Source organism: Pantoea sp. App145, from assembly GCF_047947045.1.
GTDB lineage: Bacteria > Pseudomonadota > Gammaproteobacteria > Enterobacterales > Enterobacteriaceae > Pantoea.
This window is the reverse complement of record NZ_CP133290.1, coordinates 1,123,413-1,140,633: the sequence shown is the minus strand read 5'-3', so window position 1 is coordinate 1,140,633 and position 17,221 is coordinate 1,123,413. Positions and strand designations below refer to the sequence as shown.

The 17,221-nt window shown below is 55.1% G+C and carries 22 protein-coding genes; 13 read left to right on the top strand and 9 right to left on the bottom strand.

Annotated elements, in window-relative coordinates:
- Positions 1–122: 122 nt before the first annotated feature.
- Positions 123–371, bottom strand: coding sequence for a DUF883 family protein (locus tag RCF31_RS05130; protein ID WP_084873934.1), 249 nt, complete (start codon positions 369–371; stop codon positions 123–125).
- Between the two features lie 152 nt (positions 372–523).
- Here RCF31_RS05130 and RCF31_RS05125 point away from each other — a divergent pair, with 152 nt between their 5' ends.
- Positions 524–730 carry a DUF2767 family protein gene (locus tag RCF31_RS05125; protein ID WP_299452160.1) on the top strand — a complete coding sequence of 69 codons (207 nt, stop codon included), beginning with the start codon at positions 524–526 and terminating at the stop codon, positions 728–730.
- 26 nt (positions 731–756) lie between these two features.
- On the opposite strand, the gene RCF31_RS05120 is transcribed toward RCF31_RS05125, so the two are convergent.
- Positions 757–1,764, bottom strand: a complete 1,008-nt coding sequence (locus tag RCF31_RS05120; protein ID WP_416412704.1) for a Ppx/GppA phosphatase family protein — start codon at positions 1,762–1,764, stop codon at positions 757–759.
- A 53-nt stretch (positions 1,765–1,817) separates the two neighbouring features.
- Positions 1,818–2,147, bottom strand: coding sequence for a hypothetical protein (locus RCF31_RS05115; protein WP_416412703.1), 330 nt, complete (start codon positions 2,145–2,147; stop codon positions 1,818–1,820).
- Between the two features lie 211 nt (positions 2,148–2,358).
- On the opposite strand from RCF31_RS05115, the gene RCF31_RS05110 reads away from it, so the two are divergent.
- Positions 2,359–2,541: a hypothetical protein gene (locus RCF31_RS05110; RefSeq protein WP_299452167.1), complete on the top strand. Its 183-nt coding sequence runs from the start codon at positions 2,359–2,361 to the stop codon at positions 2,539–2,541.
- A gap of 41 nt (positions 2,542–2,582) precedes the next feature.
- Here RCF31_RS05110 and RCF31_RS05105 read toward each other — a convergent pair whose 3' ends face one another.
- A complete protein-coding gene (locus tag RCF31_RS05105) occupies positions 2,583–2,939 on the bottom strand; it encodes a DUF4186 domain-containing protein (protein WP_416412702.1) in 357 nt (118 codons plus the stop codon).
- A gap of 99 nt (positions 2,940–3,038) precedes the next feature.
- The gene (locus RCF31_RS05100) at positions 3,039–3,896 is read right to left on the bottom strand and encodes a hypothetical protein (RefSeq protein ID WP_416412701.1); all 858 of its coding nucleotides are present in this window, start codon (positions 3,894–3,896) and stop codon (positions 3,039–3,041) included.
- 228 nt (positions 3,897–4,124) lie between these two features.
- Between RCF31_RS05100 and RCF31_RS05095 the strand changes: the two genes are divergently transcribed.
- From RCF31_RS05095 to RCF31_RS05085, 3 genes are all read left to right on the top strand, one after another.
- On the top strand, positions 4,125–4,349 hold the full coding sequence (locus tag RCF31_RS05095; protein WP_084873940.1) for a YgdI/YgdR family lipoprotein: 225 nt from the start codon (positions 4,125–4,127) through the stop codon (positions 4,347–4,349).
- Positions 4,350–4,472: 123 nt separating this feature from the next.
- Positions 4,473–4,856 carry a hypothetical protein gene (locus RCF31_RS05090; RefSeq protein WP_416412700.1) on the top strand — a complete coding sequence of 128 codons (384 nt, stop codon included), beginning with the start codon at positions 4,473–4,475 and terminating at the stop codon, positions 4,854–4,856.
- A gap of 26 nt (positions 4,857–4,882) precedes the next feature.
- Positions 4,883–5,296, top strand: a complete 414-nt coding sequence (locus RCF31_RS05085) for a GNAT family N-acetyltransferase (RefSeq protein WP_416412699.1) — start codon at positions 4,883–4,885, stop codon at positions 5,294–5,296.
- On the opposite strand, the gene RCF31_RS05080 is transcribed toward RCF31_RS05085, so the two are convergent.
- Both RCF31_RS05080 and ldcA read right to left on the bottom strand, forming a co-directional pair.
- Positions 5,297–5,959, bottom strand: a complete 663-nt coding sequence (locus RCF31_RS05080) for an MBL fold metallo-hydrolase (RefSeq protein WP_084873943.1) — start codon at positions 5,957–5,959, stop codon at positions 5,297–5,299.
- Between the two features lie 24 nt (positions 5,960–5,983).
- Positions 5,984–6,907 (bottom strand): muramoyltetrapeptide carboxypeptidase, encoded by a 924-nt coding sequence (gene ldcA / locus RCF31_RS05075; RefSeq protein WP_299452185.1) that lies wholly within the window; start codon positions 6,905–6,907, stop codon positions 5,984–5,986.
- 182 nt (positions 6,908–7,089) lie between these two features.
- On the opposite strand from ldcA, the gene emtA reads away from it, so the two are divergent.
- Entirely contained in the window at positions 7,090–7,701 is a 612-nt protein-coding gene (gene emtA, locus RCF31_RS05070; RefSeq protein WP_244193611.1) for a membrane-bound lytic murein transglycosylase EmtA, read from the top strand.
- A 10-nt stretch (positions 7,702–7,711) separates the two neighbouring features.
- Here the strand turns inward: emtA and RCF31_RS05065 are convergent, their stop codons facing one another.
- Positions 7,712–8,662: a sugar-binding transcriptional regulator gene (locus RCF31_RS05065; RefSeq protein WP_299452188.1), complete on the bottom strand. Its 951-nt coding sequence runs from the start codon at positions 8,660–8,662 to the stop codon at positions 7,712–7,714.
- A 184-nt stretch (positions 8,663–8,846) separates the two neighbouring features.
- Here RCF31_RS05065 and RCF31_RS05060 point away from each other — a divergent pair, with 184 nt between their 5' ends.
- From RCF31_RS05060 to RCF31_RS05030, 7 genes are all read left to right on the top strand, one after another.
- Positions 8,847–9,788: a D-ribose ABC transporter substrate-binding protein gene (locus RCF31_RS05060; RefSeq protein ID WP_299452191.1), complete on the top strand. Its 942-nt coding sequence runs from the start codon at positions 8,847–8,849 to the stop codon at positions 9,786–9,788.
- Between the two features lie 13 nt (positions 9,789–9,801).
- Positions 9,802–10,413, top strand: coding sequence for a DUF2291 family protein (locus RCF31_RS05055; RefSeq protein ID WP_299452194.1), 612 nt, complete (start codon positions 9,802–9,804; stop codon positions 10,411–10,413).
- Positions 10,413–11,927 carry a sugar ABC transporter ATP-binding protein gene (locus RCF31_RS05050; protein ID WP_299453146.1) on the top strand — a complete coding sequence of 505 codons (1,515 nt, stop codon included), beginning with the start codon at positions 10,413–10,415 and terminating at the stop codon, positions 11,925–11,927. Before RCF31_RS05055 ends, RCF31_RS05050 begins: the two co-directional genes overlap by 1 nt.
- A 2-nt stretch (positions 11,928–11,929) precedes the next feature.
- Positions 11,930–13,039 (top strand): ABC transporter permease, encoded by a 1,110-nt coding sequence (locus tag RCF31_RS05045; protein ID WP_416412698.1) that lies wholly within the window; start codon positions 11,930–11,932, stop codon positions 13,037–13,039.
- 91 nt (positions 13,040–13,130) lie between these two features.
- Positions 13,131–13,961, top strand: a complete 831-nt coding sequence (locus tag RCF31_RS05040) for a transketolase (RefSeq protein WP_416412697.1) — start codon at positions 13,131–13,133, stop codon at positions 13,959–13,961.
- A complete protein-coding gene (locus tag RCF31_RS05035; RefSeq protein WP_299452201.1) occupies positions 13,954–14,898 on the top strand; it encodes a transketolase family protein in 945 nt (314 codons plus the stop codon). Before RCF31_RS05040 ends, RCF31_RS05035 begins: the two co-directional genes overlap by 8 nt.
- Before the next feature lie 2 nt (positions 14,899–14,900).
- Complete coding sequence (locus tag RCF31_RS05030) at positions 14,901–16,388, top strand: FGGY family carbohydrate kinase (protein ID WP_416412696.1); 1,488 nt, start codon at positions 14,901–14,903, stop codon at positions 16,386–16,388.
- A 39-nt stretch (positions 16,389–16,427) separates the two neighbouring features.
- On the opposite strand, the gene RCF31_RS05025 is transcribed toward RCF31_RS05030, so the two are convergent.
- The gene (locus tag RCF31_RS05025; RefSeq protein WP_299452207.1) at positions 16,428–17,162 is read right to left on the bottom strand and encodes a flagellar brake protein; all 735 of its coding nucleotides are present in this window, start codon (positions 17,160–17,162) and stop codon (positions 16,428–16,430) included.
- Positions 17,163–17,221 lie beyond the last annotated feature (59 nt).

The following is a 17,221-nucleotide window of genomic DNA, read 5'->3' as shown; positions in this document are numbered from 1 at the left end:
GTTCTTTGCAATAATAAGAATGAGAGAAGTGGTAGGAGAAATTTCTAAGTAGGGCAGAATAATAAAAAGAGAGGAACAGTCGGCAGGATGATATTTGCGCCTCCATGCGCAACCTGAAATGCTTATTTCCTTCCCAGCAGGAAACCGACGACTATGCCGACACTGGCTGCCAGTGCTAATCCGGTCACCGGATTTTCACGTACGCTTTTAATGACGCAATCAGCAGCATCCTGGGCCGCATAGCTGGCTTTTGCCGGATAACGTCGGGCTGCGCCTTTGAGCTGATGGCGGCGAGAACCAGTGACTTCTCCCACTTTCTCTTCTACTGCCCCTGCTGCTTCATTCAGTTTTGCTTCCGCTTTTCCAGTCATAAATGACTCCCTGATGGTTGTGAATCTCTCTTTCAGCGTAGTCAGGGAATACGTCACCAGCAACCGTGAAGAACAACGGGTTGTAACAGGGGTTTGCAGGAAAGCGGAATTCTGTCCAGGCTTGGTACAGGTAACCAGCGTCAGGAGGAGTGATGAAACGTGACGTATTGAATGAGGACGATTATGACGAAGTTTGCCGGGTGATTGGTGATGCGGTGATTGTGCTGGCGGAATGCGGGCACGAAACCAAAAGAGAAGAAATCACTGACCTGCTGAAGCGGACCCGCCACCATCGCGCCCATGATGAGCGCGATGAGCAACGTATGCTGGAACATGCTATCCGGCTGGTCAAGCCATGATAAAAATACCGGACGTCCGGCCTGATTTATTCCAGCAGCACACCCTGAATCAGGCTGGCTTTCACCACCGTGACATCCTTAATGTCCAGAGCGCGCATATATCCTTCGACCAGCAGCAAATTGCTCACGTCGGTGGCGCGATAATCGCCAGTCAGTTCGCTATCGCCTTTCCAGACCTGTTGCTTTGACGCCTGCTCTAGCGCTGCCAGATCGTATTGATTGCCTCTGATTTTCAGCTGATTCTTAATAGAAAAACCGTGCACACCCCCGATACCGATCACCCGACGGTTGCGGAGGTCCTGTTTAATTTGCGCCGGGACATCGTTGTGGGCATAAAACTCGACAAAACGCAGTACGGAAGGGCGCCAGGAGCCGATGGGATTCGGAGAGGTCGCGGAAGGCTGGTTTTTCAACACATCAACAATGAAATTTTTCAGCGTCACCGACGCCAGCTTACCCTGATACACATCGGATACCGCTTTCCCCTGCTTTTCGCGCCAGGCAGTCATCTGCATTGAGCCGCCACCAATATCCCACACCAACAGATCTTCATCGCGGAGTTTAGGGTCATTGAGGGCCGCTTTAGCGGAGCGGAAACCCAGCTCAGCTTCCTGCTGCTGGCTGATAATTTTCAGCTGCACGCCCGCCTGGTGATTGAAACGATCAATCACCGCCTGGCCGTTACCGGCAGAACGAAAAACGGCAGTCGCAACGCCGCTGATACGTTGTGGATGATAGCGTTGCGCTTGCGTCACCAGCTGTTGTAAGGCATGCAATCCCTGCTGCTGAATCGCCTCATCCAGCTGATTGTTGCCGGAGTGGGCCAGGGCGTCGTTGAAACCAATCGGGCGCTGGTCCTCAAATAATACTTTTCCCAGTTGATGCTGGCAGATATTGACTTCAGTGACGGCAATTTTGGTGGTGCCAGAACCCATATCGATACCGGCTCGCGTTTGCCAGCAATCGTCGGCAAAGGCCAGAGACGGCAGGGTGATAACAAACAACAGCGATACAACACGCACAGCAAATCTCATAGTGACTCCTGTCAGAGAAAAGATAAATGAAACGTTAACCTGCGACGCACGGCTTACGGGCATGTCCAGGTGATCATGGTGTTTTGATAGGGGTTGATTAGACGGAACTGTTTATCCGACAGTCGCTGGGCGTAATAGCCTTCGGGCGTCACTGCCGAGGGAACATACTGAAAACGGTCAGAGGAGTGCAATCTGCCGCTTTGCACGGTGACATCATCTTTGGTGACAGAAAACGCGTTAACCAGGTCAAAAATACGCGCTTCGGTGTTGCCCATCGCCTGGCCATAAATGGTGGTGACCTCGCCGGGACAATCCACGCCTTTTGGGGTGGAACTGCAGCCAGCCAGTAACAATAAGGTGAGAACTACGGTGATTCGCAACATGGTCCTGTTCCTGATTCGATCCCTGGTTTGCCGTGGCAGCAAAGTCTGCACAATGACCACGATATGCTGATCATAGCAGGTCTGGTGCCGCTTCCCATTTGCTATTTGTGTAATCGTTAAGCGAGGGGAATGTTAAAGGGTGACTTTGCTAGCAGATAAACGGTATTCTTGCCAACATTGCGCATCAGCTTAGCAGAACAAGGGAAAAGTAATGAAAGAAGAAGAAGCCAGTCTAATGATTCTTCAGCACGCCATTGATAAACTCGAAGCCGATCAAAAACAGCAGGTCATGAACTGTGTTTCGGCGCTGCGTGAGGTGATGCAGCAATTCAATCCTGATGACGCCGGTCTGGCGCTGATGTTAGTGGCGGCTGAGGTTGCCGCCGAAGAGTAGGGCCAGCAGCGCGCCGTCAGGTCCACACGGCGCGAGTTTCTTCACTGATTCATTTCTCCCACCAGCCAGCGGTGGATCACCCGCACGATATAATGCTGCTGCTCCACGGAAAGTGGCTGGTGTGCGGCAATACCGTGCCATTTCGCCAGGCAGCCGCGACAACAGGTTGCGGTCGCATGTTGGGCGATAAAGACCGGGTGACCGCGCATCGGCGTCTGCTTGCCATCGTTGTGCGGTTCGGCTTCCGCCAGACGACGCGCGATAAAATCCGTAGCGTGCTGGTCGATGATATCCGGTCCCTTATCCAGACAATATTGACGTTCTTTCGCTCCCAGATGGAAGCGACGGCGAAAGGGCGATTGCGCCAGGCGAGCAAACAGCGCGTTTTCATCTCTCATAATATCCTCCGGTCGCAATAATAACGCATTATCGGGTTTTATACTGTGTAAAATCACAGGGATCAGGCATTTCTGCTCTCGACCGGAGGTACCCTTTATTTAAGTACTGGAAGGTCTTGCTGCCAAAATTGAAACGCAGGTAACTTTTTGCGGCGTACCCGTTATATAGTATTCAGCAAACTCATGCTGTGTTGGCGTATCGTCAGGGAAGAGAATAATAACATCTTCATCAGATACGTTGTTCCTGTTGCAATATGCTTCGACGATATTGCAGGCAATTGGCATTTTATATGCTCCATATTTGTCAATATAAACAGCGTCCTGGTAAGGAACATCGATGTTTTTATTATCTACACGATCTGTTAAAGCGTAAGTGAATTGTGGAAATCTTCCCTGTGTTTTTTCTGGAACAGGTTCAAAAAATGTTTCCTTTGATAAGGCATCAGAGAGACCATATTTGGCTAAAAATTCCGGGATATCACAGGCATTTTCGGGTGCGCCAAGTCGGCAGGAAATGACGCAGCGAAAGGCCGCTCTTTCATTGACTTCCCTGAAACGGTTAATGACAAGCTGCTGTTTGTTTTCATCGGGTGTGCCAACCAGCACCTGACCACCATCGGAAGAGCGTTGCTTTAATGTATTATCATGATCCCAGCAGATAAAAAATAGAGGTGGATTTTTCCCTTCTTTCTTACGTTCTGTAATGATGTCATTCATGGTTTTATCTACGGCATCAAGCGTGGCCATCAGGTGCGCTTCTTTTACGGGTTCGGCATGGATATGAACGCCATCAATTTCGTCATGGTTGACATTATATTTTGTATAACTTTCCATGTTGATCTGGTTATTATTGCTGGCTTTTTTGCAACCCAGCAGGCCACTAAAGCATTTTGCTTTGGGTGGTTCATCACGGTGAGTGCGATAGAATTCGCCACGGGATATATTGAAGTCGTTCATGTTATTCCTCATTTGCCATTAAAGTAGGATGTGTTGCCCTGACGATTCTAGAATGACCAGATAAAGCGGCTTCATGATTATTTCGTGAGTTTTCCCGGACACGGTTTTTCATATGATGGTCGGATTTCCGGCAGAGAAAAAAGCGGTTGGGGTCACATTAATCCTTATCCTGGTTCGATTGTCCTCCGGCTGTGCTAAACCTGATGATGAGTCCAAAAGGAGGATGAGATGAAAAAGACACTGTTTCTGATTGGTACTTTTAGTCTGGGTCTGCTGCTGGCAGGCTGTGCTTCTGATCATGTTATGCATACCAATGATGGTCAAACCATTGTCACCGAGGGCAAACCGGTGGTGGATAAGGACACTGGCATGATTACTTACAAAGATATCTACGGCAAAGAACAGCAGATAAATCAAAGTCAGATCAAAGACATGTCTTCAGTCGATCAATGATTTAGTCGTGCGATAACGTTGCGGCCCGCATCTGGCGGGCCATTTAGCGCCGCAACGCAGTATTCTGTGATACCCTCCGTAAAACCCCAATGAAATCATTATCTAACCTCAGCGGAGAATCCAATGAAGGCGATAGCTATTGTCGCTGGCCTGGTGGCGTGCCAGATCGCACCCGCCTGGAGTGAAAGCGAATTCCAGGTCACCTGTCCGGGACGGCCCACGATGACGGTGTCGCGTGCTGAGTACGGTCTTAGCATGTTGATGTGGCCGACACACCATTTCCAGATTGCGGCTGGTCAGCAACGTACCCATTTGCAGGATGGTGATCAGGTGGCAATCACCCGCTTCCGCAATGGCGATCAGTTGATCGTCAATAAAAACAACGGCGACACCTTTTTCGTTTACGCCGGCAGCGATAAGCTGTTGCCCTGCGCTCGCACTGAAAAACGCGATATTGATATCCTCTCGCTGGAGCGTTACGACGATAACCAGCATCCACCTTCATAATGAATTGCCGCCACAAGGAGCCGCCAATGCAACTTAAGGTTACAGAAAAGGTGACACATCAGGATCTTGATGAAGTTCGACTGGGGCTAACTGCGTTTAACAGCCGCTTTATCAATATTGATGAATTGAAATCGATTGGCGTGTTTGTCACCGATGATGAGGGTAAAAAACTGGCCGGGCTGACAGGTTCCACGGCTGGCAACTGGTTGCGCATTGATATGTTGTGGGTGAGTGATGCCCTGCGTGGTCAGGGTGTGGGCAGTAAATTGATGCAGGCGGCGGAAGAAGAAGCACGTGCGCGTGGCTGCTGTTATGCCCAGGTGGATACCGCCAGCTTCCAGGCCCGACCTTTTTACGAAAAACTGGGTTATACGCTACGTTTTAGCCTGGATAACTATCCGCGCCACCATCAGCGTCATTATCTGAGCAAAACCCTCTGATTACCCCGGCGGCTGCTGGCGTAAATCCAGCGGCGCCTGTTCCGCTTCATCAATGGCCGCCAGCCAGCTTTGCAGCGTCATTTTCTGCCATGCCAGATGACCCCGCGTGGTGCTCATCAACACCACGTCCGGGCGCAATGAACGATACAGATCGAGTGACTGGAGCAGCTCAGCCGGATTGCTCTCCGGCACCAGTACGCTAATCCAGCGGTTATGTTCACGCGTCAGGGTATCCCCCACAAACAAATAGGTACGCCCATACGGAGAGTGGTAGAGATAACTGCTGCTGCCGGGGGTGTGGCCAGGGGTGGGTAACAGATGAAAATCGCCGAAATGCGCTTCCTGCTGGCTGAAGGTGTCATCCGGTTCTATCACTCGGCTGACGGGCCCAAGCGCGCGGTTGTGACAATATAGCGCGCTATTAAAACGCTGCTGAATCACCAGCGCACCCGGCGCGGCCTCATGCCAGTGGGTGAGATAATGACGAATGACACCGCCAGTATCGGCCAGCACTTCGTGATCGAGCGGGTTTTCAACCCGGCCAATCAGCAGGTTGCCGCGCGGATGGCGCAGCATAAACCCATGCATCATCAGATCACTTTCCGCCTCTTCGGCGGGAAATTCAGGTGTGGAGATCCACAAATCGTCGTATAGCGGCTTCATTGTCGGTCTCCTGCGGCAATGCCGTTAGCGCAATGTCGGGTGGCCGGTAAAGGCGAACTGAGCTTCTCCGTTACGAATCTGCAAACTGGCGCTGGCACCAAGGGGGAGCGTGACGGTGTCGGCTGCATGACCAAAAGCCAAATCGCTGATCACCGGTAGCTGATACTCATCCCGGATACGCTGCCAGACGGTGGCAAAATCAAAGCCGTTGTCGTAGTCAGAAAGGGAGGTGCTGGTGAAGCTGCCGGTAACGATCGCCTTTTGCCGCGCCAGGATGCCGCTTTGATGCAGCTGAATCAGCATGCGTTCAATGCGGAAAGGATGTTCATTCACATCCTCGATCACCAGAATGCCATCTTCAATCTGCGGCAACCAGGGGGTGCCAATCAGCGAGCAAATCATCGCCAGATTGCCGCCCCATAAAGTTCCCTGCCAGCGTCCTTCATCTGGGCTGCTGCTACGCCAGTTAAGATTGACTGTAGGTGATGTCAGCGCCTGCCAAAAGTGGCTAACGGTAAAATCAGATAATGCCTCGGCGCCAAAATTGCCTGCCAGCATCGGTCCGCTGAAAGTGATGAGCCCGGTCTGCGCCAGCAACGCCAGCTGAATGGCAGTGAAATCGCTGTGACCACACAAGGCAACCGGCTGGTTCAGCAACTGGCGCTGTAAACCCACATAGTCAAGGTTATCCAGCAGCCGTGACGCACCATAACCGCCGCGTACCGCCAGCACAATGTCCGGCAACGGGCTGAGTGAGGCCAGCTGATTGACGTCGTCCAGCCGTTGTTGGTCATCACCGGCAAAACGCTGAAAACGGCGTGCAATGACGGTTTGATTTTCAAGATGATGCCCCTCAGCCTGCAAACGCGTCACTGCGCGCTGGGCGGCATCCTGATTGTGGCAGTAACCGGAAGGGGCGATCAGACGTATCGAACGGGGGGCAACCATAACTCTCATCCTGCTGTGGGCTGGCTTGCCGATGATGACGAAATGCGTTACGGAAGTCACGATCTGGCAAGGTTTTTTACGTATTTAGGACAAACGGCAATTTTACCTGGTCGTAAGCCAGGTATGATAGCTTGCGCCGAATCTATTGCGGAATACAAAATTCAGTGAAAATCCGACTACTTATGCTCTCTGCGCTGTTGCTGGCGGGATGTGCCAGCGAACCGCAAACCGTTGTGACTCCAGAGAAAAATACACCTTTAACCCAGGCACCACCGTCGAAAATTAATGACGCATGGTCCATGTTTACTGAAGATGCCGCCAGTCATTATGGTGTTGATGAGAAGTTAATCAGCGCCATTATTAGTGTCGAGTCGGGGGGAAACCCCACCGTGACCAGCCGCTCCAATGCGGTTGGGCTCATGCAGATTAAAGCCTCCACAGCGGGCCGTGCGGTGTATCGCGCCCAGGGACGTCGTGGTCAGCCAAGCTCCTCTGAACTCCGCGATCCCGCAAAAAATATTGATATCGGCACCGCCTATATCCGTATCCTGCAGGAATCAGAATTAGCAGGCATCCGTAATCCGCTAACATTGCGTTACGCCACCATTGTCTCCTATGCCAACGGGGCAGGGGCGTTGTTGCGCACCTTCTCGCGTGACCGTGACCGCGCCATTGCGATGATCAATGCCATGAGTCCTGACGAGTTTTATCAGCATGTGCAGAACAAACATCCGGCGGCCCAGGCACCGCGTTATTTGTGGAAAGTCACCACAGCGTATCGCACCATCGGTTAACGTCTGACGATTATCCCTCCAGCAGAAGTCTGGCGGTGGGATAATCGACAATCAGCACATTCACGTAGCCGCCGCGTAATGCGCCGCGAATCGCCTGGGCTTTTTCCTTACCACCGGCCAGCGCCACCACCTGCGGGCAACTTTTGACCTGCGCCAGTTCCATCCCAATCACCGGATCTTCTGCCGTGCTCAGCACCGGTTTCCCCTCGGCATCAAAGTAATGCAGGCATATATCGCCCACCGCACCGCGTTGCGCCAGGGTGCGCAACATCTCTTCGTCGTAATAGTTGCCGGAATTACGCAGCAGCGCCGAGGGTTCGAGATCGCCAATGCCGACAATCGCCAGGTCCACCTGCTCAAATTTCTCCAGTACCACCGCAACATCAGGGTTAACCGACAAGCGCTGGCGATCCTGCACTGAATGTTCAATCGACTGAGACGGCAGCAGCCATGCCGGACAATTCAACAGCGCCGCCAGATTTTGCGTCAGGATGGTGGCCTGCACATTGCCGTTGGTCCCCACACCGCCCAGCAGCTGGATCACGCCACGACAGGGGGCATTAAGCGGATGCAGCGCATCCACCATGGCGCGGATGGTGCCGCTCCATGAGGAGATGCCGATCAACTCATCGGCGCGTAAACGGGTTTCCAGATAATGTGCCGCCGCCGAGCCAATGGATTGCTTAATTTGCAGGGCGGATGCCTGCTCCGGTACATCCACCACAATCGCCTGCGGCAGCTGGTAAGCCTGCTCAATGGCTTTCTCCAGCTCGGGAAACACGTTGGCCGGGGGTACCACACTGATTTTAACAACACCTTCTTTCACACTGCGGTTGAGGATGCGTGAGACAAAGGATTGCGACAGTTTCAGCAACTGCGCGATGTCCGATTGCTTCATCCCCTCGAGGTAATACAGGGTGGCAATTTTCACCATCAGCCGTTGTTCGTCCTGTTTTGCCATGGTTTTTTCCCTCTTCAGATCTGCCTGGTATTGTTAATCACCCGCTCAAAAATAACAACGCAGAACAATTTGTGATCGTTTTCGCTTTTTCAGGATCCGGCATTGGACGACATCCATTGGCGGGTGCATAGTCATTATGCATATAAAATCGCAATTGAATATATATTCAAGCGGAGAAAAACCAATGAACGCGAACCTCGTCAAAGTTACCCTGCTGGCTTCACTCCTGACGTTGTCTGCTGCCTCGCAGGCGGCGGATAAGGGCCTGCTGGCCATTATTACCCCGTCACACGATAACCCGTTTTTTAAAGCCGAAGCGGATGGTGCGCAGGAAAAAGCCAAAGCCCTCGGTTATACCACGCTGGTCGCTTCACACGATGATGACGTCAACAAGCAAAACCAGTTGATCGAAACGGCCATTGCGCGCAAAGCCAAAGCGATCATCCTGGATAACGCCGGGGCGGATGCCACCGTCGGGCCGGTACAGAAAGCCAAAGATGCCGGTATCCCCACCTTCCTGATTGACCGTGAAATCAATAAAACCGGTGTGGCGGTAGCGCAAATCGTCTCCAACAACTATCAGGGCGCGCAGCTGGGCGCAGAGAAGTTCGCTAAATTGCTGGGCGGAAAGGGCGACTATGTTGAGCTGCTGGGTAAGGAATCCGACACCAATGCTGGCGTGCGTTCGCAGGGCTACCACGATGTGCTGGATGATTACACAGACATGAAAATGGTGGCACAGCAGAGCGCCAACTGGAGCCAGACTGAAGCCTTTAGTCGCATGGAAACCATTCTGCAGAAGAACCCGAATATTGTCGGGGTGATCTCTGGTAACGACACCATGGCACTGGGTGCGGAAGCCGCACTGAAAGCCGCAGGCAAAACCAACGTGATTGTGGTCGGTTTTGACGGCAGCGATTACACCCGCGACTCGATCCTGAATAAAGGCAATATCAAAGCCACGGTATTACAGCCGGGCTGGGATCAGGCGCAGATGGCGGTGGAACAGGCGGATTACTACCTGACCCACGGCAAAGCGCAGAAGGAAGAGAAACAGCTGATGGATTGCGTGCTGATCGACGACAGCAACGCTGCGAAGCTGAAAACCTTCCGTCTGGCGCAGTAACGCGGAGGTCGGCATGAAGGGCAAGGCAGCAGGCAGATTGATCATGGCGGCGCTGACGTTGCTGCTGACGGCATGCACCGTGGTGGATCTTGATGCAAACGGCAATCCCATCATGCCGAAAGATCCCCACGCGAAACCGGGTTACACCAATCAGACGCCGCAGCAAATCGCGGAAGAAAGCTGGCAAAGCCGGGTCGCACAGCCAGCAGAAAAACAGGCGCTGAGCTGGGGTGATATGGAAACCAAAAGCCATACGTTGAAAGCGGGCACCAGCGAAAGCGTGTTTGTGCGCGCCGGCGGCATGGTGACGGCGTTGGATAGCAGCAACGATCGCGAGCGCGTCCTGACCGTCACCATCAATGGTAAACCGGTGAAGGTGTTGATCGGTCCGGTGTTGCGCAGCAATGCGATTCGTGATGCGGCGGGCTTCCGTTTCGAAGAGTTCACCAATCAGGTGCAGTACGCACAGCTGACCAAAGCACTCAATCGCCACGCGGTGAAACAGCTACCCACGGTGGATGCCAGCTGGGTGGGTAAACCGCTACAGGCGATTCTGGCGGTCACCATGGGGCCGGGTACGGTGGATGAAGTGGTGGCTGTGCAGTTGCAACAGGGGAACGGATGATGAGCGACGAAATTATCCTGCAGGCGAATCATATCTCGATGTTGTTCCCCGGCACGCTGGCGCTGGATCGGGTGGATTATCGTGTCTGGCGCGGCAAAGTGAACGTCATTATCGGCGAAAACGGTGCCGGTAAATCGACGCTGATGAAAATTCTTGCCGGAGTCCAGCAGCCTACTACCGGCGAAATGTTTCTTAACGGACAGAAAGTGGTGTTCGCGAGTACACGCGATGCGGCACGACACGGCATCGGCATGGTGCATCAGGAGCTGAACCTGTTTGAAAACCTCAGCGTGTCTGAAAACATTTTTCTCGGGCGCGAGATTCAGCGTGGTATCCGCCCGATCAACGAAGCAGAACAGGCGCGCCGCACCGCCGCGCTGATGCAGCGCCTTGATCAGCCGATCTCGCCGCAGGAAAAGGTGGGCAACCTCAAAGTCGGACAGCAGCAACTGGTGGAAATCGCCAAAGCGCTGGCGGAGGACGCCGACATCCTGATCCTCGACGAACCCACCTCGGCGCTGAGTAAAACCGAAGTGGAGATTCTGTTCCGGGTGATCCGTGAACTGACGCGCCAGGGCGTCTCGATTATTTATATCTCGCACCGGCTGGAGGAGCTGATGGCGATTGGTGATGTGATCACCATTCTGCGCGACGGTCGCTTTCAGGCGGAAGCGCAGGTGAGCGAGATCGATGTGCCGTGGATTGTGCGCGAGATGCTCGGCAGCGAACCGGTTAGCAACTTTCTGCCGCCGAATCGCCAGTTTGGCGCGGCGGTGCTGGAGGCAGAACACATCACCTGTGTCAGCCCGAATGGCAACACGCTGGTGGATGATGTCAGCTTCCATGTGCGTTCCGGGGAGATTGTCGGCATCTACGGGCTAATGGGTGCCGGGCGTACCGAGCTGTTCGAGTGCCTGCTGGGTAGCCAGCGTAACTATCTCGGCAAGCTATGGCTCGATAGCAAGCCGTTGCCTACGCGTTTGCCAACCGCAGAACGTATCCGCATGGGGATGAGCCTGGTGCCGGAAGATCGTAAACGTGCCGGGATCTTTCCCATCTCTTCTGTCGCCAGCAATCTGACCATCGCCAGCCTGTGGCGACGCCTGTCGCACCGCATGGTCATTGCCCAGCAGGCGGAGCGCGAAGCGGTGAACAGCACGGTGGGCAATCTGGCGATCAAAGTGTCATCGCCGGAGGTGGCCATCAGCGCCTTAAGCGGCGGTAATCAACAGAAGGTGGTGATTGGTCGCTCGCTGTTAACCAATCCGCGCCTGCTGCTGTTGGACGAACCGAGCCGCGGCATTGATGTCGGGGCCAAAGCAGAGGTGTTCCGCATGATGGTGCGCCTGTCGGAGCAGGGCATTGCGGTGCTGTTTTCCACCTCCGATCTGAAAGAAATCATGGCCGTGGCCGACCGTATTCTGGTGATGTCCGGCGGCAAACTTACAGCCGATCTTCCGCGCGCAGAAGCAGAAGAAGCGGCGCTGGTTAAAGCAAGCGCACAGGGGTTCTGAAGATGAAAAGCAACAGCGCCGTGGCGTTCGCCGCCCAGCCAGCAAAAGCCTTTAACTCACGCGAAGGGCTGATCCTGCTGCTGTTAAAACTGCGCACCTTTATCGCGTTGTTCCTGATCGTGGGTTTCTTCTCGGTGACGGTGCCGGATTTTCTCGCACTGGGCAGCATGGTGATTATGGTGAAGCATATCGCCATCAACGCCTTCCTGGCGTTGGGTATCACCTTTGTCATTATCACCGCCGGTATTGATCTCTCCATCGGTGCGACGCTCGGGTTGTGCGGCATGATCGCGGGCTGGCTCATCACCAAAGGTATCGTGCTGCCAATGTTTGGTATCGCCATCTTCCCCAGCGTGTGGGTAATTGTGCCGCTGGTTTTGCTGGCAGGAGCCTTAATTGGTGCCGCCAACGGCTGGATCATTACGCGCTATAACGTCGCACCCTTTATCTGCACCCTTGGCACCATGTACATCCTGCGCGGTACCGCGATGCTCACCTCCGGCGGCGAGACGTTTCCTGGCCTGCAAGGCAATCCGCTGCTCGGCAATACCGGCTTTGACAAAATCGGTGCCGGGTACTTTCTCGGCCTGCCGTGGGCCATCTGGATGATGGTGCTGCTGGCGCTGGTGATCGCCTATATCGCCCGGCGGTTGCCGTTTGGCCGCCAGGTGTATGCGATTGGCGATAACGAGCGGGCGGCAGAACTCTCCGGGGTGAAGGTGAAGCAGGTGAAAATCTGGGTTTATACCTTGTCCGGATTCTGTGCAGCGATCGCCGGGATTGTGGTGTCATCGCAGCTGGTGGCCAGCCATCCCGCCAACGGCACCTCGTTTGAAATGAACGCCATCGCGGCAGTGGTGCTGGGCGGTACTTCGCTGGCAGGGGGGCGCGGCACCATTCTCGGCACGCTGGTGGGGGCCTTCGTTATCGGCTTTCTCGCTGATGGTTTAATCATGATGGGGGTCAGCGAATTCTGGCAAATGGTGATTAAAGGCATCGTGATTATTGTCGCGGTAATCATTGACCAGATGCAAAGCCGGATGCAGCAAAAAGCCGCGGTAGTGGCGCAGAAGGCGCTGATCGAGGAGGGGGACAGCAACGCAAAAGTTTAATCGGTTGGGGTGCAGGCGGCCCTTGTCTGTCCCCCTTTTTTTGCTATGCAGGAATATATATTCAGATTCGATTTAAAATTCAGAGGTAACCATGAATCCTTTCAAATACTCTGTGGCTGAGCTGACCGCCAAAGCGCGGGCGGTGCGTCGGCGGATTATCCAGCTCAATGCGGGCAGCCCGGCAGGTGGACACACCGGCGCCGATCTGTCGCAGGTGGAAATCCTGACAGCCCTCTATTTCCGCATTCTCAATTGTGCGCCCGATCGGACTAACGATTCACAGCGCGATATCTATATCCAGTCCAAAGGCCATGCGGTGGGCGGTTATTACTGCGTGCTGGCGGAAGCGGGCTATTTCCCTGGCGACTGGCTGCCAACCTATCAGCATGCCGATTCGCACCTGCCGGGCCATCCGGTACGACAAAAAACCCCGGGTGTCGAGCTGAATACCGGCGCGCTCGGCCACGGTTTACCGGTGGCTGTCGGGATCGCGCTGGCAGCGAAAAAGGATGGCAGCAACCGCATGATTTATGTGGTGACCGGCGACGGTGAACTGGCGGAGGGCAGTAACTGGGAAGCGGCGCTGGTGGCGGCGCATTATGGCCTCGATAACCTGGTGATTATCAACGATAAGAACAAGTTACAGCTGGCAGGACATACGCGCGACATCATGAACACCGATCCTCTGCCGGAAAAATGGCGCGCATTCGGTTTAGAAGTCACCGAATGCAACGGTAACGATATGGCAGCGGTGGTGGCGACGCTGGAAAACCTGCCGCGCAATGGCAAACCCCAGGTGGTGGTGGCTGATACCGAAAAAGGCTTTGGTGTTTCGTTTATTCAAAGCAAGGCCGAGTGGCATCACCGGGTACCGAAGGGAGAAGAAGTCGCACAGGCACTGGAGGAGCTGAAAGATGAGTAATGCACAACACCTGGCCAACGTGATGGTCAACGCGTTTATTGACGCGGTCAATCGTGGTATCGATCTGGTGCCGGTGGTGGCGGATTCGACATCTACCGCCAAAATATCTCCCTTTATCAAGGCATTCCCGGATCGGCTGGTGAATGTCGGCATCGCCGAGCAAACCCTGGTGGGCACCGCTGCCGGGCTGGCGATCGGCGGCAAAGTGGCGGCGACCTGTAACGCTGCGCCTTTTCTGATTTCACGCGCCAATGAACAGGTGAAAGTCGATGTTTGCTACAACAACACCAACGTTAAGCTGTTCGGCCTGAATGCCGGGGCCAGTTACGGCCCGCTGGCCAGCACCCACCACAGCATTGACGACATCGCCGTGATGCGTGGCTTTGGCAACATCGAAATCTATGCGCCTTCCTGCCCGCTGGAGTGTCGTCAGATCATTGATTACGCGCTGGAACATGTTGGACCGGTGTATATCCGTCTTGATGGTAAAGACCTGCCGCAACTGCACGATGAAAACTACCAGTTCCGCCCGGGCCAGATTGATGTATTGCGCACCGGGCGCGACATTGCGCTGGTGGCGATGGGATCGACGGTACACGAAATTGTCACGGCGGCAGAGCAGTTGCAGACGCAGGGGATCGATGCAGGTGTGATCGCCATTCCATCGATTCGCCCTTGTGATACCCAACAGCTGCGCGACCTGTTAAATCACTATCCAGCGGTGATCACCGTGGAAGAACATAACGTTAACGGCGGCGTAGGCAGCCTGGTGGCGGAGGTGCTGGCCGAAGGGGGCTGTGGCATCCCGCTGTTACGGCTGGGTATCCCGGATGGGCAATACGCCATCGCCGGAGATCGCGCCTCTACCCGTGCCCGGCATAGCATTGATGCTGCTGGCGTAGTGAACAATGCAGTGCGCATTTGCGCAGGAGCGTGAACATGGCAGGGCCGTTAATACTGGCGATTGATGAGGGCACTACCAACGCCAAAGCGATTGCCGTGGACCGCAGTGGCACGGTAGTGGCACGTGGCAGCCAGCCGCTGACGCTGGCCCATCCGCAACCGGGGCTGGCGGAGCAGGACCCGCTGGCGATCTGGCAGGCGGTAAAACAGGCGGTGACGGATTGCCTGGCACAATGCGGCGGCGCACCGGTAGCCGCCGTGGCGATCAGCAATCAACGTGAGTCGGTGCTGATCTGGCAGCGGCGTGACGGGCAGCCGCTCACCCCGCTGGTGAGCTGGCAGGACCGCCGTTCCGAATCGTTCTGCCGTGATTTGCGCCAGGCGGGCAAAGCGGCACGCATCACTGGCCTGACCGGGCTGGCGGTTGACCCGATGTTTCCCGCCGCCAAACTGACCGGCATGCTGGCGACGCTGCCGGACGGTCTGGCGCGTGCGCAGGCAGGAGAGCTGTGCATCGGCACCGTTGATAGCTGGTTAAGCTGGCAACTCACCGGCGGCGAGTGTTTTGTGACCGACCATGCCAATGCGGCCCGCACCCAGTTGTATAGCCTGCATGCGGGTGACTGGGATGATGAGCTGCTGGCGTTGTTTCATATTCCGCGCGCTGCCCTGCCACAAATTGTTCCTTCTGCCAGTGCGCAGGGAGTGGTGACCCTTGGCGATATCCCCGGTTTAGCACCCGGTACGCCGCTGCTGGCGCGTATCGGTGATTCCCATGCGGCGTTACAGGCACAGCGCAGCGGCAGCGAGGAGGTGGTGAAGGCCACTTACGGCACCGGATCGTCGCTGATGATGTCGATGGCTACGCCGTTGCTGACGGAAAACGGCCTCAGCACCACGGTGGCCTGGCATGACGGCACTTTGCGTTTTGCCTTTGAGGGCAATATCACCCACACAGGTTCTGGCGCAGCCTGGCTCGGGCGCATGATTGGTGTCAGCGATCCACGGGAACTGACGCGCATGGCGCAAAGCACGCCAGATAACCAGGGTGTCTATTTTGTTCCGGCGCTGTCCGGATTGGGCGCGCCCTGGTGGGATCTGAAAGCACGCGGCATGTTATGCGGCTTAACCGATGCGGCGACACCTGAGGTGCTGGCGCGGGTGGCACTGGAATCGATCACCTTTCAGATCGCCGATGTGTTTTTCGCCATGGAACAGGCGAGTGGCGTGCAGCTGGCGACGCTGTGCGTGGATGGCAGCGCCACGGAAAACAGCTGGCTGATGCAGCTGCAGGCCGATGTGCTACAGCGTCCGCTGCACCGGGCACCGACGCCGGAAGTGTCGGCGCTGGGCGCAGCATTGCTGGCCGGACGTACGCTGAGCTGGTGGCAGCAGGGCAGTGAAATGGCGGCGTTGCAGGGTGGCAGCGTGATCTATCCACGTGAGGAGCGGGCGAAACAGATACAGGAAAACTATAAAGGCTGGCTGGACGCAGTCTCACGCTGCCGTTATCAGCCCCATTAGTCTGGAACAGTGCGGCGCGGGCAGGCCGCGCCGTGATGGTTACTGGAATCGATTTGCCTTGTCACGTGCCAGGCGTTCCAGCGCAAAGATCACCTGCTGCAGCTGGCGCTCCTGCACCGGTTCAATCGCAGTAAAGCGAAAACTCAGACGCGGGGTGATGCGGGTTTCATTTTTGCTGGTGACGGTGCTGCGCTCGCCAATATGCAGCAGTTGTGCCGTCACCTCAAAATGACCATATTCCCCCAGTTCGACGCGCAGATTTTTAAACGAGTCGCCCTGGCTCAGGCCTTCGGGCAGCTTTTCATCCACCAGCACTCCAATGCCACCCAGCGACAGATCCTGCAAACGAAAACGCACTTTGTTGCCGTCCGGCCATTCACTGTGGCACCAGAATGCCGGCTCCAGTGGCGCGCTGACGCGAAAAAATTCGCGGCGCTGAATTTGCCACACCAGCTCCGGCAAAGGGGCACTGAAGGCAGGCAGCCCTTCATAAGTCACTTGCTGCAAACCGCTCAGGCTGAATTCCACCTTCGCTCCCTGGGTTTCCGCCGCGATGTTGACTTCGCCGCTACTTAACGCCAGGGCGTTATCCTGCGCATTGCTGCCGAGGTCGAAGATCACCTGATCTTCGTCCGTTGCCAGCATTCGACTAATAAACTGACTGTGGGAGACGCTCACCATCAGCGGGGTCTGATAACGTAACAGGTCTTTCATCACATTCAGAACCGCCAATGTGCCTCGTTTCAGATATTGTTCTTTATCGGCTTCTTTCACGTCCTGCTCCACTTTCCGATCGTTACCATCACGCCTGCGCGGCTTTGCGACTGTTATCG